Raw genomic sequence first — 15,007 nt, 5'->3', positions numbered from 1 at the left:
GGCACTCAGCAATGTCAAAGCAAGCTTTCATTGCACTCGTTTGCACTATCTTTGCAGAAGATAGGCGGCACTCGGCAATGTGAAAGCAAGCTTTCATTGCGCTCGTTTGCACTATCTTTGCAGAAGATAGGCGGCACTCGGCAATGTGAAAGCAAGCTTTCATTGCGCTCGTTTGCACTATCTTTGCAGAAGATAGGCGGCACTCGGCAATGTCAAAGCAAGCTTTCATAGCACTCGTGTGTACTATCATCATAAAGAGTAATTCACCTTAAAAGGATATTAAAAGATATGACAATAGAAGAGAAAACAAAGATAGAAGAAAGTATCGTTGATGTGTTGAAGACCGTTTACGACCCAGAGATACCTGTGAATATCTATGACCTTGGTATGATCTATAAGATTGATCTTGATGATGAGGGTAACCTTGACATGGATATGACCTTTACTTCTCCATCCTGCCCAGCAGCTGACTTTATATTTGAAGATGTGCGCACAAAGGTGGAGAGTGTTGAGGGTGTTAAGACTGCAAACATTAATCTTGTGTTTGAACCGGTCTGGGATCAGAGCATGATGTCAGAAGAGGCACGTGTTGAATTAGGCTTCGACTAAGCATCCTCGCTCCCTCTTCGTTAGCCCAGAGGTGCCCCCCTCGTCCCCAGCTGGGTCCCCGTTTCTGAGGTACTACCTCAGAACTCCCTCCGAAATCACCCACCTTTCATCACCCATTCACCCTCCCAATGATATGAAAAATATCTATTTCCTTTCTGATGCCCACCTTGGCTCACTTGCCATTGACCACCGTCGAACACACGAACGCCGCCTTGTACGCTTCTTGGATAGCATTAAGCATAAGGCTGCCGCGGTCTATCTCCTTGGAGATATGTTCGACTTTTGGAATGAGTATAAGTATGTTGTCCCCAAAGGATTTACTCGCTTCCTTGGGAAAGTGTCTGAGTTGACGGACATGGGAGTGGAGGTCCATTTCTTTACAGGTAATCATGACCTATGGACCTACGGCTATTTAGAGGAGGAGTGTGGTGTCATCCTTCATCGCAAACCAGTGACAACGGAAATCTATGATAAGGTGTTCTATCTTGCACATGGCGATGGCTTAGGTGATCCAGACCCGATGTTTCGCTTTCTTCGGGAGGTGTTTCATAATCGTTTCTGTCAACGACTGCTTAACTTCTTCCACCCTTGGTGGGGTATGCAGTTGGGCCTTAACTGGGCAAAGAAGAGTAGATTGAAACGTGTCGATGGGAAGGAAATACCCTACTTGGGCGAAGACAAGGAGTATCTGGTGCAATATACGAAGAAGTATATGGCTACTCATAAGGATATAGACTACTTTATCTATGGTCATCGCCACATCGAACTGGATCTCACTCTGTCGCGGAAAGTGCGTATGCTTATCCTTGGCGATTGGATATGGCAGTTTACTTACGCCGTCTTCGATGGTGAACACATGTTCTTAGAAGAGTATGTAGAGGGTGAAAGTAAGCCTTAACAAACGTAAAAATTTCCTATTTGTAAAGACAAATGGACCCATTTTGAGTATAAAATATAAATTTTCGCAAAAGAATTTGGAGGTTATCAAACAAAAGCGTAACTTTGCATTGTCTTTAAGAGGGATGGACATTAAACCATTACCGATAGAGAAGAAGACTGGCGTTCAGCCTTTGATTTGATTTAAGACATTCATAATATAAAATAAAACTCAGGTTTGTAGATTAAGTTTAGTCAAAAGAAAGGTAGTTGTCGTGAGACAACTACCTTTCGCGTTTGTATGTGTCTTTATTGTTATTCGACAATGTCTTTATACAAATATAGGCGGTTATAGCTCCCTAAGGGATGTCTATAACCGCCTAATACGTCTAAGTTACGATGTTTACTTCTTCAAGTCTCTGACCAAGTCCTGTGTGTCGCGTGCAATAACAATCTCTTCGTCTGTTGGAACAAGGACAACCTTTACCTTTGAGTCGTCGGTAGAGAGTATCTTTTCCTCACCTCGGCACATGTTGCGTTCCTTGTCGAGTTTAATGCCAAGATACTCCATGTCCTTGCAAGCATCCCAACGAAGACCAGTCTGATTCTCACCCACACCAGCTGTCCAAACGATGATGTCCACACCATTCATTGCTGCTGTGTAAGCACCGATGTACTTCTTAATGCGATAGGTGTACATCTGTAATGCCAGATGAGCCATCTTGTCGCCAGCGTTGTCAGCGTTCTCAATGTCGCGCATGTCCGAACTGATGCCAGTAATACCAAGTACACCAGACTCCTTATTAAGGAAGTCTGCCATCTCCTGTGGCTTCTTTCCGAGTTTCTCCATTAGGTATGTAACGGCAGAAGGGTCGATGTCGCCAGAGCGTGAACCCATCATCAAACCTGCCAATGGGGTAAGTCCCATAGAGGTGTCGATGACCTTACCGTTCTTGATAGCAGCCATTGAAGCACCATTACCGATGTGACAAGTGATAATCTTCTGTGTCTTAATGTCAACACCAAGCATCTCACAGACACGGTGTGACACGTAACGATGGCTCGTTCCATGGAAGCCGTAGCGGCGAACATGGTACTTCTTGTAGAACTCGTAAGGCACTGCATAGAGGTAAGCGTAGTCAGGCATGGTGCTGTGGAACGCATTGTCGAATACTACTACCTGTGGTGTGTGAGGCATTAAAGCGTCAACAGCACGCAAACCACGCAAGTGTCCTGCGTTATGAACAGGTGCAAGGTCGATAAGACTCTCAATACCTTCCTCCACTTCCTTGGTTACGATGCAGCTTTTCTCAAATAGATCGCCACCTTGTACGACACGATGACCAACAGCGTCTATCTCGTCCAAGCTCTTCAAAGCACCCATCTCTGGGTCGAGGAGCACCTTGAATACGAGTGCAACACCCTCCTTGTGGGTAGGAAGGTCAGCCATAATCTGCTTCTTCTCACCGTTGTCAAGTTTCACTTTGATGAATGCCTCATCAAGACCAATGCGTTCAACGATACCCTGAGCCAGTACAGACTCGTCTGCCATATCGTACAGTTTGTATTTAATAGAACTACTTCCGCAGTTTAAAACTAATATCTTCATATACGTAATTGTGATTATTGAATGATGTTGTTAGTAATATTGATTTTGAGTCTTGCTGGTTTCTAATAGTGCAACAGACGAAGTAATAACTATTAGATCAGCACTTTTGATTTCAGTTTACCTCTTTGCGTCCTGTGCTTGACACGCTGTGATAGCTACCATATAATAGATATCATCAACGCAGCAGCCACGTGAGAGGTCGTTTACAGGACGTGCTATACCTTGGAGGATAGGGCCAATAGCCTTCGCACCACCGAGGCGCTCAATCAGTTTATAGCCAATGTTACCTACCTCAAGGTTAGGAACAACAAGCACGTTAGCCTTACCTGCGATGTCAGATCCTGGTGCCTTCTTCGCAGCAACGGCTGGGACTAATGCGGCATCTGCCTGCAGCTCGCCATCAACCTTCAGTTCTGGGAACTTCTCTTTGGCAATCTTTGTAGCCTCAACGACCTTATCGATGATATAAACACTCTTACCTGTCTCGCGGTCCTTAGCGTCTTGTGCAGAGCCCTTAGTAGAGAAGCTCAACATAGCAACGTATGGGTTCTGGAAGCCAGCAACGCTCTTTGCGGTCTCAGCGGTCGTATATGCGATCTGAGCCAACTGGTCGGCTGTTGGGTTAGGAGTAACAGCAACGTCGCCCATAACGACAATTCCGTTCTCACCATACTGTTCCTCGTGTGTAAGAATGAGCATAGCACCACTCACACAGCTAATCCCTGGTGCACATTTAATAATCTGTAAAGCAGGACGAAGGGTGTCTCCTGTTGTAGAGAGGGCACCAGAAATCTGTCCATCAGCACCATCTGTCTTAATAATCATACAGCCGAGGTAAAGATTGTTCTTGGTTACCAGCTCACGAGCCTGCTCTAATGTCATACCCTTCTTTTGGCGTAGTTCGGCCAATTTAGCGGCATACTCTTCACTCTTTGGGTTGTTTTCTGGGTCGACAATGGTAGCCTTGTCAATGTTCTTAAGCCCCCACTCTGTGGCAAGCTTACGTATGTTGGCTGGGTTTCCAATGAGGATCAGATTGGCGATGTCGTCAGCCAACACTCTGTCAGCTGCCCTTAAGGTACGCTCCTCTTCTGCCTCGGGGAGCACGATACGCTGCTTGTCGGCTTTAGCACGTGCAACGATTTGCTCTAATAAGTCCATATTTGTATCTTAAAATGTATTTATTATAAATTCAGTTTTGCTATGCAAAGATAGCAAAAGAAAGTTGTAATGCCAAACATAATTATTGTTTTCTCCCATAAAAGAGAATTATGTTGTTTGCTAAACATTTTTAGTAATAACCTTACTATGGCTGTCTTTTGAATGTGGTAGGGGTGAAAATGCTCCTATTTTACCTTCTTTCGTAGTTGTACAGGGACTTCACGCCGCATGTGCGGATAGTGTACATCAATGGTAATCGGGGCTAAACAGGATGCAATCTACTTACATTAGCCTGCATGATGATAGGAGATACCATTTTATTTCACCCTTAAAAGAATAAAAGCAAGCCTGCCTTTGCGAGTCTAAAGTTTTCTGGTTATCTTTGTAATCTAAACAATGTAGATAATTATATGATTAAGTTTCATGATGTAAAAACGACCGACCGTGAATTAATACAGCGTTATACGCTGTGTGGCGACCGCATGAATTGCGACTTAAGCTTTGCCAACATCATTTCATGGAGGTTCTTATATAATACGCAAATAGCTGAGGTTGATGGCTTCTTAGTGTTCCGTTTCTATACAGGACACCATCTTGCTTATATGGCTCCGGTGTGGAAATGCAAGTGGGAGGAGGGGATGCGAGAGCGTTTTGCTGCTGTTGTCCGTCAGATGCGAGACGATGCTATCATCTTGGGTCATCCCTTCTTGATGTTAGGCGTATGTTCTTATATGACGAAAATATTAGAGGAAACCTTCCCAGAGACCTTTTATATTAAGCCAGACCGCGATCACTTCGATTATATCTACACACGAGAAAAGCTGGCGACACTATCTGGTAAGAAGCTACAAGGGAAGCGTAACCACTGTAATAAGTTTCGTAAGAGCTTCCCAAACTATGAGTATCGAACACTAACAAAGGACATGATACCAGAGTGTATCGCTGTGGAAGAGTCATGGAGAGCTGTCACAAAGGAAGATACAGACGAGTCTGAAGAACTCTCAGAGGAGCTTCGTTCAATGACACGTGTCTTCGACTTGTGGGATGAGATTGGTGCTCTCGGTGGGACAATATGGGTAGATGGCAAGCTGATAGCCTTTACCTTTGGCTGTCCTATTACGAATACGGTCTTTGATGTGTGTGTTGAGAAGGCTGACACGGCCTACGAAGGAGCTTTCTCTATCATCAATCAGGAGTTCGCACAGCATCTCCCAGAACAATATGAGTATATGAATCGTGAGGAAGACCTTGGTATAGAGGGTCTCCGATATGCGAAGCTTTCTTATAAGCCAGACATCCTCTTGGAGAAGAATGTTATCATGGAGAAATATCCACTGGCGCAGGAAGAGACACAGGAGGAGATTAAGGAGGAGACGATAGCACTATGGCGTGACACCTTCCATGACGTTGAACCCTTTATTCAACTTTATTTCTCACGTATCTTCAAACCTGAATATAACGTTATCTGTCAGGTTGATCAGCACACTGTGGCAGCCCTTCAGACGCTCCCTTATACGATGAAGTATTATTCAGAAGAGGTGCGAACTGCTTATATTAGTGGTGTGAGTGTACGAGAGGAGTACCGCAAGCAGAACATTGGCAACAACCTTATGTCACAGGCTCATTTCCGTCTTTATCACAAGGATATTGTCTTTGCCACATTAATACCTGCTGAGGAATGGCTTTATGACTGGTATGCTCGATGTGGTTACACACGTAACATCACTTGTACTCCGAGTCCGAAGGAGATTGACAAGATGGACTTTAAGACCTTTGATGAGTGGCAACGCAAGAAAGACTGTGTACTCTTACATGACGAGGAAGGGTTGGAGATTATTAAGGAGGACAATCGTCTCACATTGACGCTTAACCCGACTGGACAGCAAGAGACCAAAGATATCCCTGCTATGATACGTGTTATCAATGCGGAGAAAGCATTAGAACTCTATGCGCAACGCCATCCTGAACGTACAGAGAATATCCGTGTGTATGACGATTCGGATATTCCAATGAACAACACATACTTCCAAATCAAGCGAGGACACGTCGTTCGAACAAATCGACCTTTGCCTAATACGCGCTCACTAACGATTGCTGAGTTAGCTGATTATATCTTTAAGGATGATAGCCTTGAGATGAACTTAATGCTTAATTAGGTGTTGAGTCATGGGTGATAGGTGTTGAATGTTAGGTGTTGATGAATGGTGATGTTGGGTGATAGGTGTTGAGTGTTGAATGTTGGTTGCTGATTTACATTTTATCCAACACCCTTTATAAGTATTCATCAACACCTATCACTCATCACCCAACACCCATCATTCATCGCAATTCATCAACACCTAACACTCATCACCTAACATCCATCACACAGTGACAATCTCTTTTGTGAGGATACTCTCCAACTGCTCGGCTGAAAGACGTAGTTGGAACTCACCATGTATGGCAACACTAATGCGGCCCGTCTCCTCTGATACGATGATAGCTAAGGCGTCTGAGTCTTGCGAGATACCCATGGCTGCACGATGGCGGAGGCCAAGTTCCTTTGGAATATCCTGCTTATGACTTACAGGAAGGATGCAACCTGCTGCTTTGATACGGCGTTTTGAAATCACCATCGCACCGTCATGAAGGGGTGAGTTCTTAAAGAAGATGTTCTCTATTAGGCGTTGGTCGATACGAGCATCAATCAGGTCACCGGTCTCAACAATGTCTTCCAACATCACACCACGCTCTATTACAATCAGTGCACCAACCTTTCCACGACTCATACTCATACAGGCCATGACGATAGGCATAATGGTCTCTTTGTCTACCTCACCTTTATTGCCTTTCCTTGTGAATAGTTTCATGATGTTATTCACCTTTCGGTGTGCGCCAAGGCTATAGAGGAAGTGACGTATATCTTCTTGGAACAGAACGATAAGACCGATGACTCCCACCGAAACGAGCTTGTCTAAGATACTACCTAATAAGCGCATCTCTAACACTTGACTGACTATGAGCCACACGATAATGAATACCATGATACCGATAAAGACGTTCAGCGAACGCGACTCTTTCATCAATCGGTAACTATAGTAGAGCATCAATGCTACCAGCACGATGTCGATTACATCCTTTATACCAAATGGAAAAAACATAATTACAAAACTACTCCCCGTCTTTTTACCATCGTCTCTGACCGTGTAGGGCAGAGGATAGCTGATAGTGGGTGAAGTATGGGTTATCTGTTGGGTTATAATTAATGTGTAAAATCGGACTTACTGCTCAGCATTCTGTCGCATTGCCTCAACGATTCTCACTGCTTCAACGGCAGGACGAACGTCGTGAACGCGAAGAATGTTGGCTCCCTTCATGAGCGAGATAGTGTTCAGAACGGTGGTTCCGTTAAGACTCTCTGCGGCTGTTATGCCTAAGAGCTGATGAATCATACGCTTACGACTAATGCCAACGAGTATAGGTAGTTCCATGACCTGCAGTCGCTCCATTACGCTCAGTAGTGTGTAATTACCGTCAACGGCCCCTTTTCCAAAGCCAAAGCCTGGGTCGAGGATGATGTCTTTCTGTCCTAAGGCACGTAGCTCTTGCACTTCACGTGAGAAATCGATGAGCATGTCGTGCAGATTGGCTGCTGTCGACATTAATATATAAGGTGCACCTAATTCGGCGACAGTAGGGAACATGTTTGGATCTTTGCCTTCTTCAACATCATTAATGATGTCGGCACCAAACTCTTCTATCGTCCGTTTGGCTATTGACGCACGGAAGGTATCGATAGAAAGGATAGCATCTGGCTCGGCATCTCGTATGATGGGGAGTGCAAAAGCTAATCGGTTCATCTCCTCTTCGGCGCTGACAGGTTCACTGTCGGGACGAGTAGAGCATGCACCAACGTCAATAATTTTCGCTCCCTCAGCCATTATCTGGTGTGCACGTTGGCGGATAGCTTCCTCTGTCTGTACCCGACTGCCAGCAAAGAAAGAGTCGGGTGTTACATTCATGATACCCATGACGAGTGGATGACTCAAGTCGATGAGTTGCCCTCGTACGTTGATAGTGTAATTAGTGGGCTTTATGTCTGCCCCAAGGTTCATATTCTCCATATCCGCAAAGGTAATGCAAAAGTAGCATATATGGGAATTTTGAATTGAAAAAATAACTTAGTGGGGGAGACAGGGTATGTTTAAGACAGGGTAACAGGGTAGAGTGGGGAGATCTTAAGACATGGTAACAGAGTAGACAGAAGATGTTTAAGACAGGGTAATAGAGTAGGGAGGGGAGGTTTTAAGACATGGTAACAGAGTAGACAGAGGATGTTTAAGATAGGGTAACAGAGTAGGGAGGGGAGGTTTTAAGACATGGTAACAGAGTAGACAGAGGATGTTTAAGACAGGGTAACAGGGTAGAGTGGGGTGGTTTTAAGACATGGTAACAGAGTAGACGGGAGATGTTTGAGACAGGGTAACAGGGTAGTTGGGGGCATTATAAGGCATGATAACAGGGAGATGGGGGAGTTGGTGATGTGGAAAAGTGATATTATTTGTATGGTAGAATGAGGTTTGTAGAATTTAATAAAAAGGATAAGATGAAGGTAGAGTGGTGTTACGTCTCGAATTATTTTCATGAAAAAAATATTTCTTGTCATGAAAAAAATATTTTTCTTCATGAAAATAAATCTTTCCTGTCGTGAAAATAATTTGGAGGTGGAACTTTTCTCCTATTGTAGAACGAGTTGTGAAGATGGTAGAAAGGTGTAATCAAATGATGGGTTGAGCCTTGCGAATGGACCGTTATACTCTTTTCTCTTATTCTATAATAAGCTTTTAAGGAATGAGGAAAACAAGAAATACGTTACAGTATTCTATCGTCAAGAATTTGGGAAAGTAAGGAATAAGATTTGGTGATAAGCTTTTAAGGAATGAAGGAAAGCAAAAAAATAGGATATGCCAGTCGTTTGACATATCCTATTCTATATGCTATTTGATGATAATATCTGTCTTTCGACAGGCAAGACTTAGGCGTTTACACGGCCCAAGTAGCTACCATCACGAGTGTCAATCTGGATAACTTCACCCTCATTGATGAAGAGAGGGACACGAACAACAGCACCTGTCTCAAGTGTAGCAGGCTTTGTTGCGTTTGTAGCAGTGTTACCCTTTACGCCTGGCTCGCTGTGTGTGATAGTCAAGGTAGTCTTAACAGGCATCTCAGCGAGGAGGATTGTGCCGTCAGAAGTGTCTGTAACAACCTCTACAACATCACCTTCCTTCATGTAGTCAGAACCAGTAATCTGGTGCTTAGGGATAGGAATCTGCTCGAAAGTCTCCTGATTCATGAAGATGTAACCCGTTGGATCCTGATAAAGATACTGGTAAGGGCGACGCTCAACACGTACATCTTCAAGTTTGAAACCTACCTGGAATGTACGCTCAAGCACACGGCCGTCTGATACATTCTTTAGTTTGGTAATCATAACAGTGTTTCCTTTACCTGGCTTGCGGTGCTGGAAGTCGATGCAAGTCCAAATTTTACCATCGAGACGGATACATGTTCCGATCTTGATTTCCTGTGAATTAATCATAATCTGTTAATATCTAATTTGTTATTTTTTATATGCTGTTATCTTGTAAATGCGGTGCAAAGTTACAGAAAATATAGAAAAAAACGTAAATAAAGGGCGTAAAAATCATCGTTTTCTTGGTTAATTCAAAAAGATTAAGTAATTTTGCAACCCATAATGGCAGGCTTTGTCCTGCCGTACTGATAATTTGCATAATAACAATAAAATAGGATAAGAAAATGAAAAGAACATTTCAGCCGCACAATCGTCGCCGTGTCAACAAGCATGGTTTCCGCGAGAGAATGGCAACAAAGAACGGTCGTCGCGTATTAGCTGCCCGTCGTGCCAAGGGTCGTAAGAAGTTAACTGTTTCTGACGAGCATCACGGAAAGTAAATGAGTACGCCTGTCCTTAATGAGGAAATAGGTGAAAACGGAAAGAAGTAGAGAGTATTCTTTGCTTCTTTCCGTTTTTTTATCTAACTTTGCCAGATAGAATTATGAGTTGACAAGTTGGTGAGTTGGTAGGTAGACAAGTTGACAGGTTGACGAGTAAACAAGTTATTTGAGAATACTACGAGTTGATAAGTTAGAAGAAAAAGAGACAAGTTGAATGACATCAAGAGAATTCTTCCACAAATTTAACAGCACATATATCTGGGGTAATATCCTTGCTATTGTCATCCTTGTGCTGATACTCTCGATAGGAGTCAGGTTTGGGCTTGACTATTATACACTTCATGGTGAGTCTATCGTCGTGCCGAATGTTATTCATAAGCAGTATGATGATGCTGTGGATATTATGGATAAAGTAGGACTGACAATCGAGGTTACGGATACAGGATATGTGAAGGAGCTTCCTGCTGATTGTATTCTTGAACAATCGCCAGCAGGTGGTAAGCGCGTTAAGTCTACCCATGTAATCTATGTAACGATTAATGCTGCGAGTGCTCCATCGCTTGTCATCCCTGATATTATTGATAATAACTCGCTTCGTGAGGCGCAGGCTCAGTTGCTCTCTATGGGCTTTAAGGTCGGTGAACCAGAATATATCCCTGGTGAGAAAGACTGGATTTATGGCATCTTAGTTAATGGTAAGCATGTACAAGCAGGCGATCGTGTTCCATCTGATGCTGTGATTGTCTTGCAGGTGGGTGATGGTACACGTCAAATCTCTGATACAGCAGGACTGAATGAGCCTGAGTATGAAGACGTGGAAGTAGAAGAGAAGGTTCCTAAATACGATGAGGTAGAGGAATATGTAGAGGTGCCTGTTGATGAGAATGGCAACGAGATAAAAGATAGCCGTGGAAGGTCGGGCGCTAATAGTTCGGGTCCCTCTTCACAGTCGGGCTTACCTGCCGACCCATCTTCGGTTAGATCAAAAGAGTAGTTTACGATGACAACAGAAGAAGAGATTGTTTTTGACGATGAGCTTAACGATGACCTCCTTCCTACTGAAGGCAGTGGAGAAGGGGAGGGAACGTTGTATGAGCACTTCCGTGTCGTGGTAGACAAAGGGCAAGAGCCTGTCCGTATTGATAAGTTCCTCTTCGAACGGATGCAACACTCCAGTCGTAACCGTATTCAGAAGGCTGCTGATGCAGGGTATATCCATGTGAATAACGCACCAGTGAAGAGTAATTATAAGGTGCGTCCAGAGGATGTTATCACCTTAATGCTCGACCGCCCAAAGCATGATAATACGATAGAGGCAGAGGATATACCCTTAGATATTGTTTATGAGGACAATGTCTTGATGGTAGTAAACAAGCCGGCGGGTCTTGTCGTGCATCCTGGAGCAGGCAATTTCCATGGTACATTGATCAACGCAGTGGCTTGGCATCTGCGGGATATGCCTTCCTTCGACCCTAATGACCCTGAGGTTGGGTTGGTACATAGAATAGACAAGGACACGAGTGGCCTTTTGGTGATTGCAAAGACGCCTGATGCGAAGACAGCCTTGGGTAAACAGTTCTTTAATAAGACAACCCATCGCAGCTATAATGCCCTTGTTTGGGGTAATCTGACAGATGATGAAGGGCGCATCGAAGGGAACATTGCGCGTGATCCGAAGGATAGATTGCGGATGACAGTATTCCCTCCTGATTCGGAGATAGGTAAGTCTGCTGTCACACATTATCGTGTCATTGAGCGCTTCGGTTATACAACACTTATCGAGTGTATCCTTGAAACGGGGCGTACACACCAGATTCGTGCACACATGAAACATATTGGTCATCCTTTGTTCGGGGACGAACGTTATGGTGGAACGGAGATTCTGCGTGGGCAACGGTCGAGTTCTTATAAGGCGTTCATCCATAACTGTCTCGCTATCTGCGACCGTCAAGCACTCCATGCACGGACGTTAGGATTCGTTCATCCCGTTACGGGCGAGCAGATGGACTTTACGAGTGAGCTTCCCAACGACCTTGCCACATTGATAGAGAAGTGGAGAAGCTACGTTGGAGGCTTAGCAAGCAAACAAGTAGATGAGTAATGAAACTCAGTGTTGATGGTTGGGTAAATCGCTTATTAGTAGGATTTTAATTCGTCCATACCATTGACTATTCATAAAGATAGAAATAATAATAACCCAAATAAGCCCTACGAAGGGAATAAAAAATATCCTTCTCTGCAAGGGAAAAGAGGGAATAAAAATAAAAAAGGCACAATGAAAGAATTAAAGCGTACAATTGCTATCGTTTGTGGTGGCGACTCATCAGAGCATGATGTATCTATGCGTTCAGGACAAGGGTTATACTCTTTCTTTGATAAGGAGCGTTACAATATATATATAGTAGACGTAAGAGGTCTCGATTGGAATGTCGAATTGCCTGATGGAAGTCTGGCTCCGATTGATAAGAATGACTTTTCTTTTGTCGTGAACGGTAAGCGTACGGAGTTTGATTATGCTTATATTACAATTCATGGACAGCCTGGTGAGAACGGAGTGATGCAAGGCTATTTCGACCTTCTCCATCTTCCTTACTCAACAGGAGGTGTGTTGGTTGAGGCTTTGACCTTTGATAAATATGTTCTTAATAACTACCTACGTAACTTTGGGATAAAGGTAGCAGACAGCATCTTGCTCCGTCGTGGTGAAGAGTACGATGAGGCTGAGATAGAAAAACGCCTTGGTATGCCTTGCTTCGTTAAGCCTTCTTCTGATGGAAGTAGCTTTGGTGTGTCAAAGGTGAAGAATATCGACCAGTTAGCACCAGCTCTTCGTGTAGCTTTTATGCAGAGTGATGAGGTGATGATAGAGGCTTTCATGGATGGAATGGAAATCTCTCAGGGTGTTTATAAGACTAAGAATAAGTCTGTTGTATTCCCTGCTACGGAGGTAGTAACCAGCAACGAGTTCTTTGACTACAATGCTAAGTATAACGGTCAGGTTGAGGAAATCACCCCAGCTCGTATGTCTGAGGAGACAGCTAAGCGTGTAGCAGCCGAGACCAGTCGTATCTATGACATCCTTCATGCCAATGGTATCATCCGTATTGACTATATCATTTCAAAGGATAAGGACGGTACTGATGTCATCAACATGCTCGAAATCAATACTACTCCTGGTATGACAGCTACCAGCTTCATCCCTCAACAGGTGCGAGCAGCAGGTTTAGATATCAAGGATGTACTATCCGATATTGTTGAGAATCAGTTTTAGTGATAGGATAGAGTTTATCTCTTTCAAGACAACATAAAGTAAGAGAGGGTATCAGATGCGCCATTGTCCTTCCGACAGGCTTTCTGATACCCTCTCTTTTTTGTGTTTGTTCGTTGACAGAAAGTCACGAACAAACAGGTAATTATTATCTACGTCTGTGTGCAGGACGTGCAGGACGCTTGCCTACAGGGCGTTTGCCAGCTGGGCGCTTACCAACGGTTTGCTTTCTTGGAGTGCGGTTGCTGACCGTCTTCTCAGTTGTTTGCTGAGTCTGTGCAGGCTCTTCACGTACAATCTTCTCTGGCATCTTGTTCTCAGGACGGGTGAATCCATCTCTCTCAGCACGCTTACTCATAGTCTTGATACGTTTGTCGAGGTCTGGATGAGATGAGAACATGCGCTGCCATTTACTATCTTTTTGAACGCCAGCATCCTCTTCTAATTTCTTGAGACGTTCGAATGCAAGTGCCATAGCCCATGGGTTCTTATCGTTCTCTTTAAGGAAATCATAGCCGTAGGCGTCAGCCTTACTCTCTTGTTTCTGTGAATAGTTAGCTTGAAGGAGAGCTTCACCAAGGTCGCCAAGCTGTGACTGGCTAAGAGATGAAGCCACACCGTTGGTTGAAGAGATACCGTCTTTCAAGGCAGAGGTGAGCAAAGCTGTGCGGAATCGCTTCTTTGAGTCCTTGTGGGCGACGTGTCCAAGCTCATGTCCGGTAACACCTAACAACTCATCATCGGTCATTGCGTCCATCAGAGAAGAGAAGACACGAACACTACCATCAGGACAAGCAAATGCATTAACGTCTATAACATAGTACACCTTAAAGTTCAAAGGAATGCCTTCAACCGATGTCAGTCCCTTTGTCAGTCTATTCAGACGCTTCGTGTAAGGGCTATTTGCGTCACAAACGTGGTTGTGCTCATCCATCCATTCAATATACTCTTTTACATACTTTGCCATGTCGGCATCTGTTAATGTGGCTGCTTTTAGCACTTTCGTAGCACCACCTGCTGCTTTACCAATGTTGAACTGTGCCATTGCAGGCATGGAACCTAATAAGAGTAGGGCACTAACGCATACGCTAAAGATACTTTTTTTCATACGATTTTAGTAATTAATAATATTTCTTATAAGTGCAAATGTATTGATTATTTTTTGATTACACAAGCTAAATTAGTGCTTTCTATTTTCTTTAAATTTTATTTAAAATTGGGTTAATGATGGGTCTCTTTTGATTAATATTTAGTGTGTTATTATGTATATAATTATCACCTTAATTCCGCAGCATAAATTCTTGTAAGAACTCCAAGTGTCTGAGAAACAAAGTTCTCAAAAACACTTGGATATGTCAGAAATTTCACCTATCTTAGTGCTGCAAACATAACAAGTAAGCAAAAATCTGACATGACAAAGGTAGCAATTAAAAACGAGAATATCACTTCTTTCGGTGGAATTTATCATATTATGGACGTTTTCTCAAAAGTTGGGCTTTTGAAAAACTTACCGAGTCTGTATTGGG

14 protein-coding genes are annotated in these 15,007 nt (G+C 43.6%); 7 read left to right on the top strand and 7 right to left on the bottom strand.

Features of this window, described 5'->3' with window-relative positions:
• On the bottom strand, positions 1-253 hold a 253-nt coding region (locus tag HMPREF0666_RS17660), incomplete at its 3' end, for a hypothetical protein (protein WP_009012555.1).
• A gap of 35 nt (positions 254-288) precedes the next feature.
• Here HMPREF0666_RS17660 and HMPREF0666_RS11630 point away from each other — a divergent pair.
• Positions 289-609: a metal-sulfur cluster assembly factor gene (locus tag HMPREF0666_RS11630; RefSeq protein WP_009012554.1), complete on the top strand. Its 321-nt coding sequence runs from the start codon at positions 289-291 to the stop codon at positions 607-609.
• Between the two features lie 133 nt (positions 610-742).
• The gene (locus tag HMPREF0666_RS11625) at positions 743-1,507 is read left to right on the top strand and encodes a UDP-2,3-diacylglucosamine diphosphatase (protein WP_009012553.1); all 765 of its coding nucleotides are present in this window, start codon (positions 743-745) and stop codon (positions 1,505-1,507) included.
• A 381-nt stretch (positions 1,508-1,888) separates the two neighbouring features.
• Here HMPREF0666_RS11625 and HMPREF0666_RS11615 read toward each other — a convergent pair whose 3' ends face one another.
• Both HMPREF0666_RS11615 and pta read right to left on the bottom strand, forming a co-directional pair.
• Positions 1,889-3,094, bottom strand: coding sequence for an acetate kinase (locus tag HMPREF0666_RS11615; protein WP_009012552.1), 1,206 nt, complete (start codon positions 3,092-3,094; stop codon positions 1,889-1,891).
• A 117-nt stretch (positions 3,095-3,211) separates the two neighbouring features.
• Positions 3,212-4,255 (bottom strand): phosphate acetyltransferase, encoded by a 1,044-nt coding sequence (pta, locus tag HMPREF0666_RS11610; protein WP_009012551.1) that lies wholly within the window; start codon positions 4,253-4,255, stop codon positions 3,212-3,214.
• A 410-nt stretch (positions 4,256-4,665) separates the two neighbouring features.
• Between pta and HMPREF0666_RS11605 the strand changes: the two genes are divergently transcribed.
• Positions 4,666-6,411, top strand: a complete 1,746-nt coding sequence (locus tag HMPREF0666_RS11605) for a GNAT family N-acetyltransferase (RefSeq protein WP_009012550.1) — start codon at positions 4,666-4,668, stop codon at positions 6,409-6,411.
• A gap of 207 nt (positions 6,412-6,618) precedes the next feature.
• Here HMPREF0666_RS11605 and cdaA read toward each other — a convergent pair whose 3' ends face one another.
• From cdaA to efp, 3 genes are all read right to left on the bottom strand, one after another.
• Positions 6,619-7,395 (bottom strand): diadenylate cyclase CdaA, encoded by a 777-nt coding sequence (cdaA, locus tag HMPREF0666_RS11600; protein WP_009012549.1) that lies wholly within the window; start codon positions 7,393-7,395, stop codon positions 6,619-6,621.
• 120 nt (positions 7,396-7,515) lie between these two features.
• Complete coding sequence (gene folP, locus HMPREF0666_RS11595) at positions 7,516-8,358, bottom strand: dihydropteroate synthase (protein ID WP_009012548.1); 843 nt, start codon at positions 8,356-8,358, stop codon at positions 7,516-7,518.
• A gap of 911 nt (positions 8,359-9,269) precedes the next feature.
• Positions 9,270-9,836 (bottom strand): elongation factor P, encoded by a 567-nt coding sequence (efp, locus tag HMPREF0666_RS11590; protein ID WP_009012547.1) that lies wholly within the window; start codon positions 9,834-9,836, stop codon positions 9,270-9,272.
• Positions 9,837-10,054: 218 nt separating this feature from the next.
• On the opposite strand from efp, the gene rpmH reads away from it, so the two are divergent.
• The 4 genes from rpmH (at position 10,055) to HMPREF0666_RS11570 (ending at position 13,484) form a co-directional block, all read left to right on the top strand.
• Entirely contained in the window at positions 10,055-10,210 is a 156-nt protein-coding gene (gene rpmH / locus HMPREF0666_RS11585) for a 50S ribosomal protein L34 (RefSeq protein ID WP_004361653.1), read from the top strand.
• Positions 10,211-10,427: 217 nt separating this feature from the next.
• Positions 10,428-11,207 (top strand): PASTA domain-containing protein, encoded by a 780-nt coding sequence (locus HMPREF0666_RS11580; RefSeq protein ID WP_009012546.1) that lies wholly within the window; start codon positions 10,428-10,430, stop codon positions 11,205-11,207.
• A gap of 6 nt (positions 11,208-11,213) precedes the next feature.
• Positions 11,214-12,314: an RluA family pseudouridine synthase gene (locus HMPREF0666_RS11575; protein ID WP_009012545.1), complete on the top strand. Its 1,101-nt coding sequence runs from the start codon at positions 11,214-11,216 to the stop codon at positions 12,312-12,314.
• Between the two features lie 174 nt (positions 12,315-12,488).
• Positions 12,489-13,484 carry a D-alanine--D-alanine ligase gene (locus HMPREF0666_RS11570; RefSeq protein WP_009012544.1) on the top strand — a complete coding sequence of 332 codons (996 nt, stop codon included), beginning with the start codon at positions 12,489-12,491 and terminating at the stop codon, positions 13,482-13,484.
• Positions 13,485-13,629: 145 nt separating this feature from the next.
• Here the strand turns inward: HMPREF0666_RS11570 and HMPREF0666_RS11565 are convergent, their stop codons facing one another.
• Positions 13,630-14,589, bottom strand: coding sequence for a M48 family metallopeptidase (locus HMPREF0666_RS11565; RefSeq protein ID WP_009012543.1), 960 nt, complete (start codon positions 14,587-14,589; stop codon positions 13,630-13,632).
• Positions 14,590-15,007: the final 418 nt, after the last annotated feature.

The sequence above is a fragment of the Prevotella sp. C561 genome (genome assembly GCF_000224595.1).
GTDB lineage: Bacteria > Bacteroidota > Bacteroidia > Bacteroidales > Bacteroidaceae > Prevotella > Prevotella jejuni.
The sequence above is the reverse complement of the archived record's forward strand: the minus strand, read 5'-3'. Positions and strand labels throughout refer to the sequence as shown.